This window comes from Paenibacillus sp. J31R120 (assembly GCF_056269225.1).
The window spans coordinates 736,984-758,319 of the sequence record NZ_JBWDNN010000002.1 but is presented as its reverse complement, the minus strand read 5'-3'; the positions used below and the strand labels follow the sequence as shown (position 1 = coordinate 758,319).

The 21,336-nt window shown below is 52.1% G+C and carries 21 protein-coding genes; 4 read left to right on the top strand and 17 right to left on the bottom strand.

Features of this window, described 5'->3' with window-relative positions; all coding sequences use genetic code 11:
* The first annotated feature begins 21 nt into the window (after positions 1 to 21).
* Complete coding sequence (locus AC0YNW_RS09940) at positions 22 to 1,584, top strand: class I adenylate-forming enzyme family protein (RefSeq protein ID WP_475831813.1); 1,563 nt, start codon at positions 22 to 24, stop codon at positions 1,582 to 1,584.
* A 133-nt stretch (positions 1,585 to 1,717) separates the two neighbouring features.
* On the opposite strand, the gene AC0YNW_RS09935 is transcribed toward AC0YNW_RS09940, so the two are convergent.
* From AC0YNW_RS09935 to AC0YNW_RS09915, 5 genes are all read right to left on the bottom strand, one after another.
* The gene (locus AC0YNW_RS09935; protein WP_475831812.1) at positions 1,718 to 2,827 is read right to left on the bottom strand and encodes a threonine aldolase family protein; all 1,110 of its coding nucleotides are present in this window, start codon (positions 2,825 to 2,827) and stop codon (positions 1,718 to 1,720) included.
* 73 nt (positions 2,828 to 2,900) lie between these two features.
* Positions 2,901 to 3,296, bottom strand: coding sequence for a ribosomal maturation YjgA family protein (locus AC0YNW_RS09930; protein WP_475831811.1), 396 nt, complete (start codon positions 3,294 to 3,296; stop codon positions 2,901 to 2,903).
* Positions 3,297 to 3,415: 119 nt separating this feature from the next.
* Positions 3,416 to 4,150: a class I SAM-dependent methyltransferase gene (locus AC0YNW_RS09925; RefSeq protein ID WP_475831810.1), complete on the bottom strand. Its 735-nt coding sequence runs from the start codon at positions 4,148 to 4,150 to the stop codon at positions 3,416 to 3,418.
* A 165-nt stretch (positions 4,151 to 4,315) separates the two neighbouring features.
* Positions 4,316 to 4,855, bottom strand: a complete 540-nt coding sequence (locus AC0YNW_RS09920; RefSeq protein ID WP_475831809.1) for a GNAT family N-acetyltransferase — start codon at positions 4,853 to 4,855, stop codon at positions 4,316 to 4,318.
* A gap of 362 nt (positions 4,856 to 5,217) precedes the next feature.
* Complete coding sequence (locus AC0YNW_RS09915) at positions 5,218 to 8,694, bottom strand: choice-of-anchor I family protein (protein ID WP_475831808.1); 3,477 nt, start codon at positions 8,692 to 8,694, stop codon at positions 5,218 to 5,220.
* Between the two features lie 197 nt (positions 8,695 to 8,891).
* On the opposite strand from AC0YNW_RS09915, the gene AC0YNW_RS09910 reads away from it, so the two are divergent.
* Entirely contained in the window at positions 8,892 to 9,392 is a 501-nt protein-coding gene (locus tag AC0YNW_RS09910) for a DUF2062 domain-containing protein (RefSeq protein WP_387469951.1), read from the top strand.
* A gap of 15 nt (positions 9,393 to 9,407) precedes the next feature.
* On the opposite strand, the gene AC0YNW_RS09905 is transcribed toward AC0YNW_RS09910, so the two are convergent.
* From AC0YNW_RS09905 to AC0YNW_RS09890, 4 genes are all read right to left on the bottom strand, one after another.
* Positions 9,408 to 9,974, bottom strand: coding sequence for a dihydrofolate reductase family protein (locus tag AC0YNW_RS09905; protein ID WP_475831807.1), 567 nt, complete (start codon positions 9,972 to 9,974; stop codon positions 9,408 to 9,410).
* Positions 9,964 to 10,527 carry a dihydrofolate reductase family protein gene (locus AC0YNW_RS09900; RefSeq protein WP_475831806.1) on the bottom strand — a complete coding sequence of 188 codons (564 nt, stop codon included), beginning with the start codon at positions 10,525 to 10,527 and terminating at the stop codon, positions 9,964 to 9,966. Before AC0YNW_RS09900 ends, AC0YNW_RS09905 begins: the two co-directional genes overlap by 11 nt.
* 239 nt (positions 10,528 to 10,766) lie before the next feature.
* A complete protein-coding gene (locus AC0YNW_RS09895; RefSeq protein WP_475831805.1) occupies positions 10,767 to 11,312 on the bottom strand; it encodes a DUF6199 family natural product biosynthesis protein in 546 nt (181 codons plus the stop codon).
* An 88-nt stretch (positions 11,313 to 11,400) separates the two neighbouring features.
* Positions 11,401 to 11,739 carry a VOC family protein gene (locus tag AC0YNW_RS09890; protein WP_387469958.1) on the bottom strand — a complete coding sequence of 113 codons (339 nt, stop codon included), beginning with the start codon at positions 11,737 to 11,739 and terminating at the stop codon, positions 11,401 to 11,403.
* Positions 11,740 to 11,988: 249 nt separating this feature from the next.
* Here AC0YNW_RS09890 and AC0YNW_RS09885 point away from each other — a divergent pair, with 249 nt between their 5' ends.
* A complete protein-coding gene (locus AC0YNW_RS09885; RefSeq protein ID WP_475831804.1) occupies positions 11,989 to 12,774 on the top strand; it encodes a carbohydrate-binding protein in 786 nt (261 codons plus the stop codon).
* Positions 12,775 to 12,870: 96 nt separating this feature from the next.
* Here the strand turns inward: AC0YNW_RS09885 and AC0YNW_RS09880 are convergent, their stop codons facing one another.
* The 7 genes from AC0YNW_RS09880 to aroC form a co-directional block, all read right to left on the bottom strand.
* Complete coding sequence (locus AC0YNW_RS09880) at positions 12,871 to 13,620, bottom strand: N-acetylmuramoyl-L-alanine amidase family protein (RefSeq protein ID WP_475831803.1); 750 nt, start codon at positions 13,618 to 13,620, stop codon at positions 12,871 to 12,873.
* A complete protein-coding gene (locus tag AC0YNW_RS09875; RefSeq protein ID WP_475831802.1) occupies positions 13,607 to 14,830 on the bottom strand; it encodes a CapA family protein in 1,224 nt (407 codons plus the stop codon). The genes AC0YNW_RS09880 and AC0YNW_RS09875 overlap by 14 nt, the downstream gene beginning before the upstream one ends.
* A gap of 11 nt (positions 14,831 to 14,841) precedes the next feature.
* On the bottom strand, positions 14,842 to 15,615 hold the full coding sequence (locus AC0YNW_RS09870; protein ID WP_475831801.1) for a M15 family metallopeptidase: 774 nt from the start codon (positions 15,613 to 15,615) through the stop codon (positions 14,842 to 14,844).
* Positions 15,616 to 15,766: 151 nt separating this feature from the next.
* Entirely contained in the window at positions 15,767 to 16,546 is a 780-nt protein-coding gene (locus AC0YNW_RS09865) for a hypothetical protein (RefSeq protein WP_475831800.1), read from the bottom strand.
* A complete protein-coding gene (locus AC0YNW_RS09860; RefSeq protein ID WP_475831799.1) occupies positions 16,543 to 17,982 on the bottom strand; it encodes a sensor histidine kinase in 1,440 nt (479 codons plus the stop codon). The genes AC0YNW_RS09865 and AC0YNW_RS09860 overlap by 4 nt, the downstream gene beginning before the upstream one ends.
* Positions 17,983 to 17,985: 3 nt before the next feature.
* Positions 17,986 to 18,642, bottom strand: a complete 657-nt coding sequence (locus AC0YNW_RS09855) for a response regulator transcription factor (RefSeq protein ID WP_387469972.1) — start codon at positions 18,640 to 18,642, stop codon at positions 17,986 to 17,988.
* Between the two features lie 215 nt (positions 18,643 to 18,857).
* Positions 18,858 to 19,913: a chorismate synthase gene (gene aroC, locus AC0YNW_RS09850; protein WP_475831798.1), complete on the bottom strand. Its 1,056-nt coding sequence runs from the start codon at positions 19,911 to 19,913 to the stop codon at positions 18,858 to 18,860.
* Between the two features lie 179 nt (positions 19,914 to 20,092).
* Here aroC and AC0YNW_RS09845 point away from each other — a divergent pair, with 179 nt between their 5' ends.
* Positions 20,093 to 20,710, top strand: coding sequence for an NUDIX hydrolase (locus AC0YNW_RS09845; RefSeq protein ID WP_475831797.1), 618 nt, complete (start codon positions 20,093 to 20,095; stop codon positions 20,708 to 20,710).
* Positions 20,711 to 20,764: 54 nt separating this feature from the next.
* On the opposite strand, the gene AC0YNW_RS09840 is transcribed toward AC0YNW_RS09845, so the two are convergent.
* On the bottom strand, positions 20,765 to 21,211 hold the full coding sequence (locus AC0YNW_RS09840) for a YdeI/OmpD-associated family protein (RefSeq protein WP_475831796.1): 447 nt from the start codon (positions 21,209 to 21,211) through the stop codon (positions 20,765 to 20,767).
* Between the last annotated feature and the right edge of the window lie 125 nt (positions 21,212 to 21,336).

Below are 21,336 nucleotides of genomic sequence, written 5' to 3'. Positions count from 1 at the left end.
TTTGAGATTGGAGGGTTCTTCATGCTGTTGTCCCGCATTATGCCAACTAGCGCAAGTATGCATCCCAATCGAATCGCGATGAAGCAAGAAGGCGAGACACTTACCTATGAACAGGCATGGTATTATACCCGGTGCGCGGCGCATGGTCTGCGCGAGCTTGGCATCCGCCCCGGAGACCGCATCGCCTTAATCGGCCACCCCTCACCCACGCTTGCCGTCGCAGAGCTTGCAGCCGTCGCCATAGGCGCGATTCCGGTCGCGCTCTTCCCCGGACTTGCGCCGTCAGAGCTTGCTCAGATGCTTCAGGATGCGGCGCCCATCGCCATTGTCCATGATGAATGCCATACCGATCTTCGTCCGGTCCTGGCAATCATCAACGACAGCCTTGGTCGGGAGCTTATCTCCATTAGCTGCAAGCCGGGAGCCGCTCCCTGCTCCATAGCAGGATTTATAACAAACCAGCCGCCGCTCGAGGATAATCATGTAGCATTGCCAGATGACATCGCTATGATCATCTACACTGGAGGAACAACAGGCCGCTCCAAAGGGGTCATGCACTCTCATCGCTCGATCAGCCGATGGTCCTTCCTGAATCCGGAGCTTGGCGGCGGGCACCATCCGTCCAAAGTATCCATCGTATCGAATCAGGCACATCTGACAGGACAATTTGTTCTGTGGACGACACTCTATGAAGGCGGCTGTCTGCTCTATCCCGAGCGCTTCCCGCTTCAAGCGGAAGAGGTTGCCGATCTGATTGAGCGGGAGTCTATTCAATCTCTCGGCACGGTAGGCCTGCTGTTCCGCGATCTGGTCTATCTGGACGGCCACGCAAACAGGCAGTTTCAATCCGTCCAAAGGATTTCCTGCGGCGGAGCACCCATCAGCGAAAGCACGTTCCGCAAGGCACGCGAAGTATTCCCGAATGCGCAGCTAATCGAAGTGTACGCCCAGACGGAAAGCGGCCAATTCATCAGCTTTTTATCCGTAGACCAATGCTTTGCAGAAGGCAAAACCGGTCGGCTGCGATCTGTAGGAAGACCGACTGATCTGGCGTCCTGGGGCCAGACTCCCTTCCAGATTCGAATCGTAAATGATTCAGGGCAGGAGCTTCCGCAAGGCGAAACAGGAGAAATTATGTGCCAGGGCGGCGGCATGATGCTCGGATATTGGAACAATCGGGAGGAGACAGACAAGGCGATCAAGAACGGATGGCTGTATACGGGCGACATAGGCTATTTCGACGAGGATGGCTTTCTTTATCTGACCGACCGCAAAAAAGATATCATTATCGTCGGTGCCTCCAACGTATACGGCTCAGAGGTTGAGGCGGCTCTCGGCTCACATCCGCATATCGGTGAGATTGCCGTTATCGGCACGCCGTTGGAGGAAGACGGTGAGGCCGTTACAGCCGTTATCGTCCTGCGTGACAGCTCATCTAAGATAGACTTGCAGGAGCTAAGGAGCTACGGCTCGGGTCGCTTGGCCGCTTACAAGCTGCCTACCCGCCTTGCCGTCACCGCGAAGCTGCCTCGGACATCGGTCGGCAAGATCGACAAAACCGCCCTCCGCAAGCTCTGCTTGTAAGGAATTCACGCATAATCTACTAATCGCCACTTCAAATTCCTTCACCCCGGCCACAAAAAAAGCAGCGTCCCCGTACCCTTACGGGGGCGCTGCTTTACATTTACCAAGCTTGCTGTTAAGCATCTCCTCGGCCTTATTCTAGACTTCCGCTTTCTTCAGCCTTAAACGCTTCATTCAATACTCCGAAGGCTTCCTCCAGCTTAGCCTTCGGGACATCGGCATAGCGATCGCCAATGCTCACTTCGAAATAAATGCCGCCTGCCTTATGCTCCCGTATCGTGCTGCACAAGCCAATTCCAGTCTCCTGCGCTACACGGATAAAGGCGGCTTCCAGCTGTGTCTTCTGCAAGTTCGAATGGACATGGAACATGTTCGACACAGGCACCTCCGGCCTTACACGCAACGCGCCGCATGTGCGATAGTATCCCGCAAGCTCAACAGCATCCCGGTAATATTGCGCCATGCGCGGCAGCCGCTGCTCCATATAATAATCCGCGGCGACAATATACGGATATAAGCTGATCAAATCGCCGCCATGCCTTCTCTTCCATACTTTAGACTGCTGGACAAAGCTTCTCTCTCCCGCCAGCACAGCACCCGCGATCCCGCCAATTCCTTTGTAGACCGAGATATAGACACTGTCAAACAACGCGCATACTTCCTCAGCAGACTTGCCATAGTAAGGCAGCACTTCAAGCAGCCGGGCTCCGTCCAGATGAAGCCTGATGCCTCTTTGCCTGCAATAAGCCGACATCGCTTCAAGCTCCTCATATTCCGGCAGTTGGCCGCCAATCTCCCGCTGCGGAAGCTCCAGCAGCACGACCGATACATCTTCGGGCAGCTCCTTAAGATCGCGAAGCAGGACTGGACGATTCTCGTCCGCCAGCAGAATCGGCTCCAGATGATGAAGCTCCTTCAGCCCGTCCTCTTCATGAATCTCCAGATGGCTTAACGGATGGTATGCGATCTTCTTTGAGCCCTTCTCATCGCTCCATAGCCGCAGAGCGATCTGCTGCGCCATCGTCCCGCTCGGAAAAAACACCGCCGCTTCCTTCCCTAATAGCTTGGCCATCTTATCCTGGAACTGCTCAATTACCTTGCCCGAGCCATACATATCTCCGTTTAGCGAGTCGTCTATATTCGCGAATGCTTCTTTCAACACCTGCGCATTCCGCTTGCCATGTCCAATGAGCGGATAGGTTGATTCATTATAGGCCGTGAGCAACGTTATCGTCTTCTCCATTAAGCTGTCCTTCTTTCGCATGATATGTATGTATGATAGCAACGCAGCCCGTCATGCGCAAACTTCACCCTTATCATTTTGCCTGACTGGAGCGGACCAATCGATCCGCAGCGTACACGATCAGAATGCCAACGACGTATCTGATTAAATCGACGAACAAAAAACCTCTGCCTAATACAAGTCCGCCAAGCTTCGTCTCCCTGACGGCATGAATCCAATCAGCCTGATACAACTGACTGATCTCAATGGCGAAGCAGAAGCCAATACTGCATGCCACCGCCCACTCCAGCCTTTTATGCGCGCCTATGACACGAAATCCGCCATAGATCATAGCCGCCCACAACGCATCGCCGGCATGCAGCGCCACAAATTCCGGCATATAGCTTGCCCATGTCCTTGTAGCAAGTCCGGCAGCAAGCATAAGTACAGTCACCCCGACGTAGATCAACCTGTCTTTACTATGACTCACGAGTATCCCCCTTCAAACCTAGAATAGCAGATACTTCCTCTCCCGCCACCCAGCCAGGCAAGGAGCATAGAATGCCAAAAGACCGCGCAACACGCGGCCTTCTCATTATTCCAACTTTTCTATGCCTTCACTGCCGCAATGAGCAGAAAGATTGGCCGGCGGGCCTCATCCTTCATCTCGGGATACTGCAGCAGCGCCGCCTCAGTCGGCTTCGGCTCCGCGACCTTCGTAATGGCAAATCCGGCTTCAATCAGATTATTCATAAATGTCGCAACTGTCCGGTGGTACTTCATGACATCATGGCCCAAAAATCGAGCTTCTCTCAGTCCCTCTTCCTGATAATCGTCAAGCGGCCAGTGCAGCCGCTGCCCCTCCGGACCATAATGCCAATCCTGCTCTGCCCGAGCTGTAAAGACGGGATGCTCTACGGAGAAGACGAATGCTCCGCCCAGCGCCAAGCTTTGATAGACCTTGCGGCAAGTCAGCTCGAACGACTCCACATAATGAAGCGCAAGCGAGCTCAGAATGACGTCGAATTGCCCTTCTTCAAAGTCGAAATCCTCAATGGCCAGCCGGCGATACTCAATATGCGGATCGTCGGTCATCTCCCTGGCACGCGCCAGCATATTGTCGGACAGGTCGACGCCAACTACGCTCTCTGCTCCCATCTCTCTAGCATAGCGGCAATGCCAGCCATATCCGCAGCCGAGGTCGAGCACCCTTTTGCCCTGAAGATCGGGCAGCATTCCCCGAAGTACAGGCCATTCCCCTGCCGCTTCCAATCCGCCTACCGAACGCGCCATCTGACTATATTGGTCAAAGAAACCTTGATCATCGTATTTGTTCTGTTTCATCCGTGGCGATCCTCTCTATTCATCCAAATTCAATTCCAATAGCCCATCCTTACTTTATCATTAACCGCGCCATATAGAGCGGGTATTAATCGGTTTAAAAAGAAAAATCGGCCTATTCTTATACAAACTCCGCTCCGCGTACCTTCGCATAGATGCGCGTATGGCTTAACTTGCCGTAGACATCGCATTTCTCATTGCGAAGCGGACCTCCAGTGTAAATCCGAGCCGTTCCGCAACACGAATGCTTCTCTCATTGCTCGCATCAATACGGATTTCAATCCGGTTGGCCTGCAGCTCTTGAATCGCAAATTCCGTAATGCGCTCTACCGCTTCCGTCATATAGCCTTGCCCGCTATGCGGTGTATTCAACCAATAGCCAATCTCGAACTTCCGCGCTTGCCAGTCAATCCGGTGCAGACCGCTGCTCCCGATGAATTGCCCGGTCTCTTTATGAATCACATACATTCTAAGATCGGCCCGCTCCAGATAATGAATTCGGCCTTGCCGTGAGATGACTTCCGATTGCTCCTCCGTCGGCACATTCCGCGCCCAAAGCATCCATGGACGCAGCTCGTCCATACTGGCTTGCACAGCTGCGTTGACCAGAGGGCCATCATCAAGCAGCGGCGCCCGTATAATGAGCCGTTCGCTCTCGAACCGTTCAGGAATGGAGATTAGAATAGGATTCGTCGATTTCATATCCATGGATAAGCCTCCCTGTTACAAGAATTCCAACTACTATATCGCATGTGCTGGCGGCTTTCAAGGTTGAAAGGATAGAACTTTTTCATAGCGAAAATAGCAACCTGCGCAAGAATTGTTCTTCCGATCGCTGTTGTATCCAGATTCCCCTATTGAAGGCCCAAAGGTAGGAATTCGGATACAAAGGCGCACGCTTTGCTTATCCAGAACATTTTGCTCCGTTTTGTCTCGGCCATGGCCATATAGTAAAAGAATGACAACCAAAACACAAAATGGCGATGCCAGGAATTGATCCTGGGCACCGCCACTCGTTATTACCGCTATTTTGCTCGATGAAGAAATCCGTTGAAGCGGAATAATCTACTCTATTCCTTCACGAAGAACGATACGATCTTAGCAATCTCCGCTCTGGTAATCGTCGCCTTCGGATTCAGCTCGCCGTTCGCATTGCCCTCCAGCACGCCCGCCTGCGTCAGCGCCTTGACGGCTTCCACGGCCCATGCCGATACATCTGCTTCATCGGTGTAAGCCGCGCTTGATCCCGCCTGGCTGTCAAGCTTATCCTTCAGCGCACGATACAGCAGGACGAATGCTTCCTCACGCGTAATCTCACTGCCCGGGCGGAAGCTTCCATCCGGGAATCCAGAGATGATGCCCGCCGCGCTCAAGCTGCGTATATCTGCGCTGTACCAAGCTTGCTCTGGCACATCATCGAATGCTGCCTCCGCTTGGTCCGGCTTAAGACCCAGCAACCTGTTCAGAACAGCCGCATATTCCGCTCTTGTCATCTTCTGATCGGGCTGGAAGCTGCCATCCGGCTTGCCGAGCAGGATGCCTGCCTTCGCCAGCTTGCCGATCACATTCTTCGCCCAGTGCCCGTTCACATCGTTGAAGACAGGCGTCTCTGGCGTAGGCTCAGGAGTTGGCTCCGGCTTCTCCGGCTCTGGCGTTGGTTCCGGTGTCGGCTCCGGGCTTGGCGTGCTTCCGCCGCCGCTTGAAGTTACCGTCACGACTGCTTCCGCGCTGCCGTATCCGTCAGCGCTGATGGCTGTAATGACCGCTTTGCCTGCGCGAAGCGGCCGGACTGTGCCGTTCGCATCCACCTTCGCTACCGACTCATCGGAGCTGGACCATGTGACGCTTGCTTCTCCCTCTGCCATCGGCACCACCTCGGCAGCCAGCTTAACCGAAGCGCCTCCCGCCGTTAACGATGCAGACTTGCGATCCAGCGTAACCTTGGTGACCTCCAGTTGGTATACACCTACCTTGCCGCCAACTTCGTATGCGACAAGCAGAAGCGGCAATCCAGTCGGGCTAATCGTGGCCGGGATAAATTCCAGTCCTTCCGGCCCGGTATCCGTATCCAGGTTCACCTTGCCGCTCTCATTCAGAAATACGCGGGAATTCGTATAGTTCACGAAAGACGGCGCATGCGGATCGGTCACATCATACGTCATGAAGCCGCCGACACGCTCCAGACCGATAAAGGCCATCACTCTATTGCCGACGATACCTGTCTTAATATCCTCCGGCTCAGGTCCTTTTTTCGTGCTGCGATCGTCCATTGTAATTTTGCTGTTGCTGACATTGAAGAAATCGGGATATCTCTGGCCGGTGATGGTTTCAAAATCGCTGCCGCTGTCATACACCCGCTCCATCGTGTCCGCATTGAAAATCGAGAAGGAACGTCCGCCATACAGATAGATGCCGTCATGTCCCATATCCGATACGACTTCAACACTGTCATATTTGCTTGTGCCGTTCAGGAATTTGTAGGCGTCGGAATCCGGGTTCAGTGAGTCCTTCATCGCTCCGATTGTGCTGGCGTTCGTGCGGCCCGGCCACTCTGTTGCATCGCCTTCATTTGCGGTGAACAGATACGTCTGGCCGTTGATGGTGTGGGAAGCGATTCCGTCAGGCATATAGATACCCTGGAATGGAGCATTCTCCAGCAGAATCGCGCCATCGCGCTGCAGATCCAGCGCATTGGCTGCATCGCTGAAATCTTTGAAGCCCAATCCTTTCACCGCATCCACTTTTTTGCCCGCAATATCAATAACCGCAATTGCATTGTTTTCTTGAAGAGCTACATACGCTTTCTTGTTGTCTTTGGACAACGCGATATATTCTGGCTCTAGATCGCGGTATGCGTCTTCCTTCGTACCTTTGCTCTTGATGCGGCCGTCAGCAGGATCTGCTGCACCGCGAATGTGTACCAGATCATCGATGACCGACGGATCACTGAAGTACACTTGCGTCGATTGTCCCGTCTTCGTATCCACAATCGTAACGCTGCCCGGAGGATCTTCCGTGCCCAGACGCGGCTCTGCTTCATCTGCCGTCAGCACATAACGGCCGTCCGGCGTCGACTTGATCATATCCGGCTGAATACCTGCCGCATATTCTGCGATCAGCTTGCCGTCATAGTCCAAGGCAAGAATTTTTCCTTTCTTATTCGGGTCCGCTTCCTGTACGGCGACGTAGATTCGCTTGTTCGCCGTATTAATATCAACGCTCGTCAAATCCCCGAATGCAAAACCGTTCTTCTCAGCCAGCTCTTTCACCAGTACGCTCTTCTCCTTCTGAAGAGTGCCGGTTGCATCGCCCAGATTGACAATATCCAGACTTGGCGGGTTCGCAGCGCCATTAACCAGATAGAAGCGTCCATTGTCGCTGTTGAACTTGACGATTTCGGCTACACCGCCATCCGCATTGAATTGCCCCACGGCATATTCACCGATTTTGGAGATACCAATTTGGTCCTCAACGACAGCCTGATACACCTGAACATTCAGCGCCAGCTCCTTCGCTGCTACAGAGGCTGGTGTCCCGCTATCCTTAACAGTTACGGTCACCGCATAGCTGCCGGTTGCCGCCGCCGTGCCGCTAATGACACCCTCTTTCGTAATGGTCAGACCCTCTGGCAGTCCAGTAGCTTCATATTCGTAAGGAGCTGCTCCGCCCACCGCTTTAACCGTTACAGAATAGGGCTGGCCGGCATAGGCCACAGGAAGAGAAGCGGTCTCCCATACAAGCGGATCAGGCATATTCGCCCAGTCGCCATCGGAGCCATCGCGCGGACTAATGGCCGCCAGCTCTGCACCGACCGCCGTCTCATAGTCGACTTGCTTGAAATCCGCTTTGTTGTTGTCCGAATCCTTGAATTCCACGCGGCGCACCGCTTTTTTCTTGGAGGTTCCTTCTGTGGAGCCTGTCGGATAATCCGTCTCGTAGCCGTCAATCGTGCTTCCCTTGTCATTGCTCGCTGTGCCCAGCATATCTACGTAACCTTCAGGCTTCGACTGATACGGATTGATATCCAGTACATCATCAAGCGGCAGCTGGTTGCTCATCAACACAACCTTCAGCCCTTTATTGTTAAGATAACGATCCCACTCCAGGTCGCCCTTGTCCGACAAATCTAGCTTTGGACTTGCGGAGCCGGTTGGTTTGCCTTTTACCAAATATGACGATTTCGCTTTAATGACGCCCCTCAGATCAAGCTTCTGCCAGCCCAGCGTCGGTCCTGTCTGCGCATTGCTCCCGCGATCCGCATAATGAAGCGACCAGCCGGACAGATCGATATCTTGCTCAGTCGGGTTAAACAATTCAATGAAGCCATGCGACACAAGCACGCCTGCATCCTCTGCAAGGCCCGCTCCATATACCTGATTAATAATGATATGGGGCACTTCCGCATTATAGCGGTTGCCTGCTTCATAAGGCGTGCCCGGGGTAAGGCCAGCATCAGGCTCTGCCGCCGCAACTCCCGCCATGATAGAGCCGACTGTCATCTGCGCAGCTAGCGCGAAGGTCAACACTCTCTTCGTCGTCTTGTTCACTCTTCAATCACTCCTAGCTATCGTTGTTATTCATTAGTCTAAGGAGCAACTATTTGTCCATTGTTATCGATTGAGTTAAACTATTGTAAAGCCGTTAACAAAACGTTAATCAAATATGAAAAACCGTATACGTTAAGCCTCCTCTTCTGCTACACTACTACTAATATTCCACATCTTGTCTGCAAGGAGCCACCCATGTGCTGCATAAGCTAAAAACATACTTGACCTATTACGGCATACGCATGCTGCGCATCAAAAAAGGCGATCATCGGATCGCCATTGGATTTGCAATCGGCTTCTTCCATTGCTGGTTCCCTACCTTCGGCATTGGTTTGCCGTTGTCGATTGCAATGGCACGTCTGGTACGGGGCAATATGCCTTCAGCGATATTAGCGTCATCGCTCGGTTCCGTTCTGTGGCCGTTGTTATTCTATATGAACTACTGGACAGGCCATCTCGTGACCGAGCTGTTCACTTCTCCATCATTCGACCTGGACGACGTGATCAATGAACAGATGCCGGAGCCCGATTATGTAGAGACAATCGGTCATTTCAAGGATGTTAGCGATATCGGTCTGGACTTTCTAATTGGATCGATCATAAACAGCATCCTGTCTACGATTATATTATATGCGGTATGCAGGCTGCTCGTGAGAAAGTACCGCGTTCCGCTGCTCAACCTGCTTAGACGCAAGTAAGCGGCTCCCGCGCAGCTATCGTGTATATCGGAGCCTCACGACACCGGAGCGAAAGACTTGCGTATCTGCCAATTGCAGCTTCTTGGGTGCCGCAAGCACCGGAAACATCCGCTTGCCGCCTCCCAAAATAACCGGAAATACATACACGTGATATTCGTCGATCAAGTCAAGCTTTATAAAGGATGCCGCCAGTCCCGGACCGCCAACCGACAGGTTCTTGCCTGGCTCCTCCTTCAACCTCGCAACTTCTTCAGCTATATCCTCGCTCGCCAATGTTGCATTCCAGCCCACTTCCTTAAGCGTCCGCGAAAACACGACCTTCCTCATATCGAGCCATAGACGAGCATAGGCCAGCTCTTCCTTGGAAGCCTTCGGATTGTCCCGTGCCGACGGCCAATAACCAGACATATTTTCATACAATCCGCGTCCGTACAGATGGATATCTATGTCCTTCTCTTGCTGGTTGAAATGATCATGCAGCTCTCCGTCCGGCATCGACCAGCCAATATCGCCATCCGGACCTTCGATATAACCGTCCAGCGAGACCGACAGCGCATATATAATGGCTCTGTTATGATCCATCCCGGTCACCCCCAATGATGCGGTAGCGCAGCAGCACATTGCCTGAGAGATAGCTCTCTGTGTGGACCAACTGCAAAGGGACCTGTGGGTGGATGTTCCGGAATAACGGGATGCCATGGCCAAGAATGATCGGCACAACCGTTAATTGCATTTCATCGACCAGTCCTGCACGGAGCAAGGATGATGCCAGCAACCCGCTCCCAAGCACCGCCATGTCTTGTCCCGCTTCCCTCTTCAGCCGCTTGATCTCTTCGCACGCATCGTGTGAAACCAGCCGGGTATGCCGCCAATTCGCCGAAACCAACTTTTTGGAGAAAACAATCTTCTCTCGCTCATTCATGACCGAAGCCAGCTCATGCTTTGCCGTTGGCCAGAAAGCCGCCATTAGCTCATACGTCACCCGTCCGAAGAGAAGCAGGTCAACGGATTGCAGAAATAAGCCCGCATAGGCCACATAATCCTCATCCGCACGATGCCAGTCGATCTCTCCTTCCGGTCCCGCAAAATACCCATCCAGCGATACCATCTCTTGTACAATCAATTTTCTCAACATGCATGACTCCCTTCCTCTGCTCAAAGTTATGGTTAGCTCCATTATAGAGGAGCCGCCTTGCGCATACTTCTTCTTGATTGCGGAATTGTCTCCTTACTTCCGGATTACCGGCACCCACAGATCAACCGCTATCGGAAGCGTGACAGCGTGCATATCGCAGCATGTTTTCAGCAAACCATGCAACATCAATCATAAAACCTCCGGGCGCGCCTGCAGTGGCATGCTCGGAGGTTTTATGATTAATCCCAATTTATAATGTTTGTTTTAATCCACGACTCAAGCTCCGTGCTCTCGATCCGGTACGCATGGTTCACGTCACTTGGATGAAGCTCAATTCCGCCGGAAGGTCCGAACAGAATCAGCTTCACCTCTTCGCCGTCCTGAAATGTCATGACCCCTGAACCCGAGTAGCCGTAACTCGTGCCAAGATCGAACCGTGTAAGCGCCGCTTCCTTCATCATCCTGACAAGCATATCCCGTTCCTCAGCCGTGATGCTTATTCGATTATAGTCAAAAGATATATTCGTCACTTCACCCGCCTCAATCCGCTCCTGGAACTGTTTCTCCCACTTCGTACTGACAAATCCGGACGAACAGCTTGATACAATAAGGATGATGCCAACAATGACGCCAATCACACCCGTGATCCGGTGCATAGCAAGAGCCGCATCGCTAGGCTCGGCATCCTTGAACTTCCAGCCGACCGATATATACCAGACAGACTGGGGAGATACAGCTGATATGACGCCAAATATAATCAAAATAAATCCGAACAATCCATTCATGTCAGAATCTCCTTTGCCCTAGCGCATTGCTTTTCTTACGCATAAGGACAGGGAAATGTTCCAGCATTTTCTCTTCTCTTGCCTATTATTATGCCATCACCTCAACGGTGAAGCCTCCCGGAGCCTCCACATAGAACGTCCAAGCATGTGCTCTTTCGGGCGGATCGGCGCTGAAGCCGTCATCGATTAACCGCTTATAGATTTCATTCACCTTCTCCTCGCTCTCCTGGCTAAACCCGATATGAAACGTAGAGGGGTACTTCACTTCTTTCCCTTTCATTAGCGTCAGTACCATTCCATTATCGTCAAACAAAGCCGCGAAGGACCGCCCGCGCTCCCCTCCAAGCTTAAGCCCAAAATAGGTTATCAAAAAGTCTTTTGCCGCTCCTACATCCGTAACCGTAAGATTAAGGTGATTCAGCTTCATTCGATCCGCTCCTTTGGCATCATCATTTGCTTTCTACTTTATTATCGTACATTGATGCAAATGATAAGCTTCGAGTGAAACAGAGTGTTAATCCGGCGAAAACACCGTCACGCACAATTAGCCTTTTGGAGAAGCCCGCCCCTCTATCTCAAACGTGACAGATTTGTATCCCCGCTATACTAAGCGCAAATCTGCAAGCATATAGTTATATCGCTATACCACAAAATCCATTTTTGGGAGGAATTGTTCATGCGCAAAAAAATGACAAAAATGACCGCATCATGGCTTGCACTTGCTCTGCTTATGGTTTCGCTAATCGCCCCGGCTGCAGGCGCACAATCCGGCGCTCCGCTTCAAGTATCCGCACAAGGAACAGCCTGGGGAATCGGCACAAGTTTTGAAACCGCTATCATAGATTTGCGCATTACGAATCTTTATGTGGACCCGGCCAGAAACAATACGATTTCCCCCTGGGTGCTACAATTCGATTTCGACGGCAACATTGAATCCGTCGCAGGCGCAGTCATTACAGCAAGGGATGGAAATCGCTATACGTTAAAGGGTGACACGGACACTGATATCTCCTACGGAGAAACACTGGAGCTGCGCATCACAACTACGCTGAACGGTTCCTCATCGGCTTCCTTTCAAAACCTGACGCTTAAGCCCGAATCAATCGCGGCTCCTTGGCGTTGGCTCGGCACGTACAACGTCAATGATATTGTGGAGTATAACGGCATCTTTTACAAAGCGATTCAGGCCCATACCGCTTACGCGACGAATTGGACCCCTGATCAGACGCCAGCGTTATGGCAGCCGGTAAGCGTCGAATCCTACTCTTATTCCACATCTGTCGATGTCGAGCTGAACATCATCGAATCTTGGACTTTGGGAGGCACTTATACGGCGGGTCAAGTCGTCTTCCATGACGGCTCGTTCTACAGCTGCGTGCAATCCCATACCGCCTATGCCCCGAACTGGTATCCTGGTCCGCAAACGGCAAGCCTGTGGAAGAAGGTCTCGCTGCCCATTTAACGGAGAGAGCAATAAACACTGAATCGCACAAAAAGAGACAGGTCGTCGGGATACGGCCTGTCTCTTCTATACCAATAATATAATGATTGCTATAACTTATTTTTGCTTGCCTTCAAAATAATCCTTCAATCCGTCTACGATCGATTGCGCAACGCGGTTCTGCCAAGCATCGTCAAGCATATTGGCCTCTTCCTGCGGGTTGGTCATAAACCCGACCTCAAGCAGTACTGAGGGCCGCTCGCTGCCGACGAGGACTCGCCACTGCTCCTGCTTCACGCCCCGGTCAGGGAAGCCCGTTGCCCCAACCAGCTTGTCATGAATCGCATTCGCGAGCGGGATGCTGATTAACGAGTCGTAATACGTCTCGGTCCCTTTAATGCTTGGGTCTGTATATGTGTTGCCATGAATCGAAAGAAATGCATCCGCCTCCAGCTCATTCGAATAAGCCGAGCGTTCATCCAGCTCCAGGAACGTATCGTCATTCCGCGTCATATAAGGATCGAACTTAGGGTCCTGCTGAAGCAAGGCGTATACCTTCTTGGCGAGCGCCAAGGTGTAATCCTTCTCCTCCGCTCCGCTCACCCCGTTCGCGCCGGGGTCCTTGCCGCCATGACCCGCATCAATCACGATCGTATATCCGCCCCTATTGCCCGCAATCGTCACCTCGCCTCCATCACTCGCCGGCGGCGCTAATGCTGGATCTACAACGAGCTTGCCTGGAGAATTAAAATCATATTGATTCAAGAAGATCGCAATAAATGCAAGGATACCGAGAAGAAGAAATAGATTGCGAAACCTTGGCTTTTTGCGATAGGCCGGATTTGGTCTCGTATTAGGATTCATCATTCTGTTCGCTCACATCCATCTGTGACATCGTGTCCTGATAAGAACGTTCCATTCTTGCTTTGAACGCATCTGACAGTTCAAGGCTGTTGCTATAATCCTCAGCAGGTAGAATTCGGTAAGCAAAGGTCTGTTGTCCCGGCTCCATATCCCGGTACACCCATGTCGGCACATAATCGACCTTATGGATTTCCGTTGCCCCTGTCTGCTTGTCCTTGCGGATCTCGAATTGAACAATGACGCCGTCTTCCGTAAAGACATTGTCCAGCGTCTCCTGACGCTGATTGGAAATAAAATTGCCCATCGAGTAAACGACGAATGTCTTGCGGTCTCCGCTCTGCAGCCATTCGGACTTCTGTATGACATGAGGATGACTGCCCAGTATAATATCTACGCCGAAACTCGACAAGCGTTGCGCCAGATTAACCTGCCCGCTTGACGGCTCGCGCTCATATTCGTTGCCCCAATGCAGCGAAGCAAGGATAAGGTCAGCCCCTTGCTCCTTGGCGTAAGCAATATCCTCCTGAATCTTCGCCTCATCTACCTTATTCATCATCGCATCCAGCTCCTCCGCGGTCAGCAAACTCTCCAAGCCGTTCAAGCTCTCGGTATAGGACAGAAATGCGAGCTTGATTCCCTTCACTTCTTTGAGCAGCACTCTTGTATCGTGACGGTTTGCATAGGTGCCAACCGTGGCGAGACCGCGGCTGTGAATCGTCTCCAGCGTCCGGATGACACCCTTCTTTCCCGTATCCAAGCTATGATTATTGGCTGTCGTCAAGATATCAAAGCCTGCCTCCTTAAGCGCATCCACCGCTTCATCCGGCGAGTTGAACCGGGGATAGCCTTGATGCTTGTACGGATCAGTACCAGCGGTCGTCGTCTCGAAATTGGCGATTGCGATATCCGCCGTCTCGATGATCGGCTTCACTTGTTCAAAGACCGGCTTGAAATCATAGCCGCCCGTTGCCACTCTTGCGCTTTCCAGTTGGGCATTGTGAAACATCACGTCGCCCACAGCCGCCAGTTGAATAGACTCGTACGCCCCCTCCTCATTCACAACCGGCACAGATGGTTCAGACGGTTCAGAAGCCCCTGTTCCGCTCGCACCCTCCGTCCTCAAATGCTGCAGCCAGCTAGCAGCTCCGATTGCAATACCGATTACGACCGCAGCCGAGATCCCCCTAACAAACCATTTCCTCTTCCCGCTCACTCTCCTGCTCCTCATGGCGCCTCGTTCCCGTTTGTATATTCTTCATACGTCAGCCCGCTGTCAAATACTTTTGTTGCAAGCTCGACGCTCAAGTACCGGATATGCCACGGCTCGTAGATATAGCCCGTTATGCCCTCTTGACCTTTGGGATACCGGATGATGAAGCCATACTGATGAGCATGCTCTGCCAGCCATCGACCCTCATCCGTCTCTCCGAATTCCTCCTTCAATCCCTTGGACACGCTGTCGCTCGTTACATCCATCGCAAGCCCCGTCTGATGCTCGCTCTGTCCAGCCTTCGCGCTGTAACGATTAGCCGCAGCTTCTCCTTCCCTGCTCACATAATCAGCGAACAAGGCTTGCTGCGTCTCGAACGAACGGTAGCCCGACCGGGCAAACAGCTTGTACCCTTCTTTCTCCGCACCAGCGAACAGTCCCTTCAGCGCCTCCGCCGCTTCCTTTCGGAGTTGATTCACTTCCGCATTCTGCAAGACTGTCGGCACTTCAATCGCGACCAAGTCGTCTGGCGCATAAGAACCCGTTAGCGGATGCGTCTTGTTCACCAGCGCCGCAAGGGCAGGATCGGCCGGTGTCTTTTCTTCTCCTTCCTCGCCTTGCGAGCCGGAAGGATTGCCGCTCGTGACCGGTTCAACTTGGGACGAGCCTCCCGCCTTCGTCCCGCTCGCCCCGCCCTGCGCCTCATCCGAGCAAGCCGCTGTCATGGTGATGGAGAGAGCCATAACAGCCGTCCATACCGCCATATACGTCCATCTTTTTTTCCTCATATCGGGTACTCCCCTTCGTCTTTCGTCGTTGACATGCTGTTAGTGTAACGGAGCCAAATATGAGAAGTGAGATCAACTTGTAATGGAGTTGTAAAATTTGCGGGCGGAATCGAAAAAAGAGACCGTTCCGAGTCTCTTCCTTCCAACCATCCTATTGCTTATATTTTTCCTCGTACAAATAAGACGCCTTCACCTTATTCATCAAAAACTGCAAGACGGTCATCATATCCTTGTAGAAGCCAATGCCTTGACCTGTATAAGCATTCAGCAATACGCTGAGCACCACCTCGTCGCTGCCCTTTTTCTTATAATAAAACTCGACGCTTCCGCGATAATAGAAAATATCTCCAAGCTCAAGGTCGCTGAGCTTGAATTCTCCGATTCCCTCCACAAACTCATCGGCATGGCTCTCAAGTTCTTCTCGCGAAAGCTCCTTCTGCTTCACCATACTAAGATCATTCACCTTCGATAATCCCAGCACTTCCCCGTCCTTCGCATTAAGAACGACGCCATATACATCCGAAGAATCATAAATGTTCAAGACGTTAGCCATATAGACACCGCTCGCCACTTTCTTCAAGGGCTCCTTGTATTCCACCAGAAATTCGCGGTCCATCTTAACGTTTTGGGTGGCATCGGCAAGCAGCGACTTGATGCCTTGCTGATCCATGAAGTACATCTCGAACATAATATCGTCGAGCGACAGATTATGCTCAAAATACTTGTTCACCGCATTCATGCTAAGCGTCTTGACCGTCTCTTCGGATAAAACGCCATTGTATTCCACTTCTTCGCCCGGCTTCTGCTCGGGAATCTTTTTCACCATAACCGTATCCTTCGGTATGCCTGTATAGAAGGCCGCACAGCCGGACAGGGCCATACTCGCTAGAGTGAGGCTCACGGCCAGTGCCACATATTTTACGATTCTCACGGCTTCACCTCGCTCCCTTCCTGAGGCTGCGGAAAGACGATCCGAATCGCAGTGCCCGCTTGAACCTCGCTATCCACTTCGATCTCCGCATGATGAATACTCGCTATGCTTCGGCATATAGACAATCCCAGTCCCGCTCCGTTATTATTGCGCGTCCTGGCTTTGTCGGCCATATAGAATGGCTCGAATATTTTATCGAGATGCTCCCGGGGGATGCCGCTTCCCTTATCGGCAACTTCCAGCACACAGCTGCCGCTGCGCTCCAGCGTGCGAATGACCACCTTGCTCCCTTCTCCTGAAGCCTTAACGGCATTGTCCACGAGATTGAAGATGACAATCTTAATCAGATCCTTCTCCAGCGCAAGACGGCAATCCTCGCATTCCAGCTCAAGCCAGATCCCCTTAGGGGCTACAATAGGCTTGAGCGAAGGCTCCAGCTCTGTCACAATTTCCTTCAAATTATCCGGCTTCATCTGGAACTGATGGTCCTTCAACAGAATCAAGTCCATCAGCTTGGTCGCCAGCGCCTCAAGCCGCTTGCCCTCACTATAGATGGCGTTCAGGCCTTCGAGGAACGTTGTTTCGTCGTATTTGGTCGATCGCATATAATTGGCGTATCCGATGATCGAGGTCAGCGGCGTCTTCAGCTCATGCGTAATGTTGTTAATGAACCGCTGCTTCTCGCCGTTATTGCGCTCCAGCTCGTTGATCTTGTCCTCCACGACCGCAGCCATCTCGTTGAAGTTCGTCGCCAGCACGCCGATCTCGTCCCTGGACTTCAGCTGAACCCGTTCCGAGAAGTCGCCTTGCGCAATCTCTTTCGCTGTACGGACCATCGTCTCGATCGGCTTGGTAAGACCTTTGCTGATGAAGAACATGACGATTATATAGATCAAGCACGCCACAATATCCATTTGAGCAAAAAACGTGTATTGATCCATCCGCTCGGTGTAGAGCGGAGTCACGTCCTTGATATACGTGAAGATATAGCTCTTCTGGTTAATATCCATTACATTTGCCGTGAAGAGCAGCGTACGCTCATTGATATCCCGCAATATATATTTGATCTCGCCCGGCTCCAGCTCCTTGCGCTCCTCGCGTGCGGCGGGCATCGCAAAGTTCAGGTTGCTGAAGACAGTCTTATCCTTGTCATCGGCAATATCCAGATAGCTGCCCTGGTCGCTATTTCGCCTCACGAACTCATTCGCGATATTCGTAAGAACAGTCTTCTCATAATCGATGGAATCATAGATGCGCAGGATCGGCACAACTGCATTCACGCTGGAATTAATACTCATATTCGCGCTCAGCGTATTGTTGATCTCCTGCTGCAGCATCTTGCTGTGATTGCGCTCAATGACCATGATGGATGCCGCATTGAAGATGATGATGAAGGTCAGAATGGAGAACAGGCATATTTTTTGCCAAAATTTCATCCGCTAATCCTCCAGCCTGTACCCGATTTTATAGATCGTCTTGATTTGATCCTGCAGGTTCAGCTTCTTTCTGAGCGACTTGATATGCATGTCCACCGTCCGGGTCTCTCCATAGAAGTCGCCGCCCCATACCTTCTCAATGAACTGTTCCCGGGACAGGGCAATATTTTTATTTTTGAGCAAAACAAGAAGAAGATCGAATTCCTTAGGGGTCAGCTCGACAACTTCCTTGCGGACCGTCACTTCCCGCTTGTCCACGTGGACGTCAATATCCTGAAACGTGAGGATGGCCTCCTCCTTGCCATATCGCCGAAGCACCGTCTCCATCCGAGCCAGCAGCTCGATCGCTTCGAACGGTTTGACCATATAATCATCCGCTCCCAGCTTCAGGCCATTCACCTTGTCGAAGACGGCGTTTTTGGCGGTCAGGAAAATAACCGGGATGTTCATTGGCCGAATCTTCTCCATCAGCTCGAAGCCGTCCATCCGCGGAATCATGACATCCAGCAAGATGAGATCGAATCGGCCTCCCCTCACCCTCTCCAGCGCCTCGACTCCGTCATAGACCTGTTCCGTCTCATAGCCGACAAGCGTCAGATTCATCTTAATAATATTGGATATATGAATATCGTCCTCGACGATCAGTATGCTTTTCTTCATCTCGGTCCCTCCCCGCTCCTTCCATCCGAGCCGGCTATCCCTATTGTATAGGAGCAGCGGCACCGGCTGGTGCATCAATTTCTTCCACTCTTCCTCTCAACATAGCATAGTTGGAGGAGCTGAGGAAAGTCCACCGGGAATGCAGGCACAGCAAAAAGCCCGGCAGCGGCTTCTCGAAGAAGCGCTGTCGGACTCAGGCTTGAATCATTAAAGTTTTACCCGTGCAATGCTGCTTGTCTCTTGTAATGGTCTTCCAGAACGAGACTGGCCATTGCTTCAACAACAGGAACAATTCTCGGACAGATGCAAGGATCATGTCTTCCCTCCGTACGAATCTCCCGCTCCTCGCCCTCTTTGTTGATCGTCCGTTGAGGAGACGAAATCGACGAAGTCGGTTTGACTGCTACCCGGAAGATGATCTCTTCACCTGTGCTGATGCCGCCGACGATGCCCCCTGCGTGGTTCGTCAGGAATCCGCTCTTGTCCATCGCATCGTTATGCTCGCTGCCCTGCATGGATGCCGCTGCGAAGCCCTCGCCGAACTCAATGCCTTTCACAGCTCCAATCGAAAGCATCGCCTTCGCCAGCTCTGCATCCAGCTTGTCAAAGGTAGGTTCGCCAATACCAGGCGCTACCCCTCTGATTCGGCATTCCACGATGCCGCCGCAGCTATCGCCGATTGCCGATAGCGCTTCGATCTTCTCCACCATCTTCACAGCCGCTTCCGGATCGCAAGCCCGTACAGGATTCTTCTCAATGATGCTCTCGTCAAAAGTCTGGCACTTGATGTCGCCAACTTGAGTCGTATAAGCGACGATCGATACCCCTCTGCCTTCCAGCGACTTGCGGGCAACAGCCCCTCCGGCAACCCTGCCTGCCGTCTCTCGGCCTGACGCTCGGCCGCTGCCGCGGTAATCCCGGTGTCCGTACTTCTGATCGTACGTAAAATCGGCATGCCCAGGGCGGTACAGCAGCTTAATATCGCTGTAAGCCTCCGGTCTCATATCCGTGTTCTGCAATTGAATACTGAGCGGAGCACCTGTCGTCTTGCCTTCGAATACACCGGACAGGATACGGATCGTGTCGTATTCCTTCCGCGGAGTTGTAACAGAGGACTGCCCCGGCTTTCTGCGGTCCATCTGCACCTGAATATAAGCCTCATCTATTTCCATTCCCGGCGTTACTCCGTCGACAATGACACCGACCGCTACGCCATGGGATTCGCCAAACGTCGTAATTTTGAACCGTTCTCCGAATGTGCTTCCCGCCATAGTGATTCACCTCGTTAAATTATTTTCCTGTTCTTATTGTAGTCAAAGATTTGCAATTAATGAAATCACAATTTCCTATAGCAGCTATAGATTCAATCTATAACACCATGGACTGGCAACTTTTCCAAATGAATGAGCGTTTAATTGGTATTCAATGAATAGAGGAGGAGCCATCAAACATGGAAATCAAATGGCTGGAATGGGCGAAGCAAATTCAAGGCATTGCGCAAACAGGACTTACTTATTCAAAGGATATCTATGACATCGAACGTTATGAACAATTACGGCAGCTTAGCATCGACATCTTATCGAGCTATACGGATGCGGGGACGGATAAAATCAAGCTGACCTTCGCCAGCGATACGGGTTATGCGACACCTAAGGTCGATGTTCGGGCTGTTGTATTCCGGGGTGAGCAAATCCTGCTCGTCCGCGAAAAACTCGACGGAGCCTGGGCGCTGCCAGGCGGCTGGGCCGATATCGGGCTTTCTCCCTCTGAGGTAGCGGCCAAAGAGGTTGAAGAGGAGTCCGGTTACCTCGTCAAGCCGCTCCGGCTGCTCGCCGTACTCGATAAGAAGTTTCACGAGCATCCGCCTGAGCCTTACCATGTCTACAAGCTGTTTATCCTATGCGAGATTGTTGGCGGTGAAGCGCTAAGCGGCATAGAGACAAGTGAGGTTGCGTTCTTCGGCATCGACGAATTGCCTGAGCTGTCGCAGGAGCGGAATACGGAGGCACAAGTTAAGTCCATGTTCCAATACTTGATCAACCCCGATCAAGAGATCGTTCTGGATTGAACCTACGCGCTCGATAGCCGATTCGTTTTTCAGCAATCTACTCATGTGCGCGTATCAGACTTTGCCCTCTTTCAGCGATTCCACCGCTTTGAGAATGCGGCGCTCGCGAGTCTCCGCGGTCTTCGCCTGACCGATTTGGTACACGATTCGATTCTTGTTGCTATAGCTTAGTCCAGCAAAAAAAGCAGCCGCCGCTTCCTCCTGAGCAAGCGCCGCCGCAAGATCATCAGGCACTGCAATCTCTCTCGGTTCCATATCCAGCGACAACTCCACCTCTACATGATCGCCAGCCGCCACTCCGGCGCCTTGGCGATTCTCAGCACTTAGCGGCAGCATGAATTTGCCGCCCATTACGGCAACCGTGCTGCGGTACGAATAACCGCCGATCGTCACGACAACGGGCGGTTTCTTCCCTTTTCCCAGAGACGCTACGACTTCACTCGGCACCTCAAAGCCTGTCGCAGTCTTGCCTCCCAATATGATTTCCGTATTGAACCTCATCAATCATTCTCCCCCCCGTGGCTTGTACATATCTCTTGCCGCTTTATCCAAAAATAACGACAGCATCCTAACGAAACGCCGGAATCTGCGGCATCGCTCTCTATTGCCGTTCTTATGCGCTTGGA

Bases quoted from the DNA above. Each gene is read 5' to 3' on its own strand.
- AC0YNW_RS09940 (WP_475831813.1), top strand. From the start codon at position 22: ATGCTGTTGTCCCGCATTATGCCAACTAGCGCAAGTATGCATCCCAAT.
- AC0YNW_RS09935 (WP_475831812.1), bottom strand. From the start codon at position 2,827: ATGGAGAAGACGATAACGTTGCTCACGGCCTATAATGAATCAACCTAT.
- AC0YNW_RS09925 (WP_475831810.1), bottom strand. From the start codon at position 4,150: ATGAAACAGAACAAATACGATGATCAAGGTTTCTTTGACCAATATAGT.
- AC0YNW_RS09920 (WP_475831809.1), bottom strand. From the start codon at position 4,855: ATGGATATGAAATCGACGAATCCTATTCTAATCTCCATTCCTGAACGG.
- AC0YNW_RS09905 (WP_475831807.1), bottom strand. From the start codon at position 9,974: ATGGATCATAACAGAGCCATTATATATGCGCTGTCGGTCTCGCTGGAC.
- AC0YNW_RS09900 (WP_475831806.1), bottom strand. From the start codon at position 10,527: ATGTTGAGAAAATTGATTGTACAAGAGATGGTATCGCTGGATGGGTAT.
- AC0YNW_RS09895 (WP_475831805.1), bottom strand. From the start codon at position 11,312: ATGAATGGATTGTTCGGATTTATTTTGATTATATTTGGCGTCATATCA.
- AC0YNW_RS09890 (WP_387469958.1), bottom strand. From the start codon at position 11,739: ATGAAGCTGAATCACCTTAATCTTACGGTTACGGATGTAGGAGCGGCA.
- AC0YNW_RS09885 (WP_475831804.1), top strand. From the start codon at position 11,989: ATGCGCAAAAAAATGACAAAAATGACCGCATCATGGCTTGCACTTGCT.
- AC0YNW_RS09880 (WP_475831803.1), bottom strand. From the start codon at position 13,620: ATGATGAATCCTAATACGAGACCAAATCCGGCCTATCGCAAAAAGCCA.
- AC0YNW_RS09870 (WP_475831801.1), bottom strand. From the start codon at position 15,615: ATGAGGAAAAAAAGATGGACGTATATGGCGGTATGGACGGCTGTTATG.
- AC0YNW_RS09860 (WP_475831799.1), bottom strand. From the start codon at position 17,982: ATGAAATTTTGGCAAAAAATATGCCTGTTCTCCATTCTGACCTTCATC.
- AC0YNW_RS09855 (WP_387469972.1), bottom strand. From the start codon at position 18,642: ATGAAGAAAAGCATACTGATCGTCGAGGACGATATTCATATATCCAAT.
- aroC (WP_475831798.1), bottom strand. From the start codon at position 19,913: ATGGCGGGAAGCACATTCGGAGAACGGTTCAAAATTACGACGTTTGGC.
- AC0YNW_RS09845 (WP_475831797.1), top strand. From the start codon at position 20,093: ATGGAAATCAAATGGCTGGAATGGGCGAAGCAAATTCAAGGCATTGCG.
- AC0YNW_RS09840 (WP_475831796.1), bottom strand. From the start codon at position 21,211: ATGAGGTTCAATACGGAAATCATATTGGGAGGCAAGACTGCGACAGGC.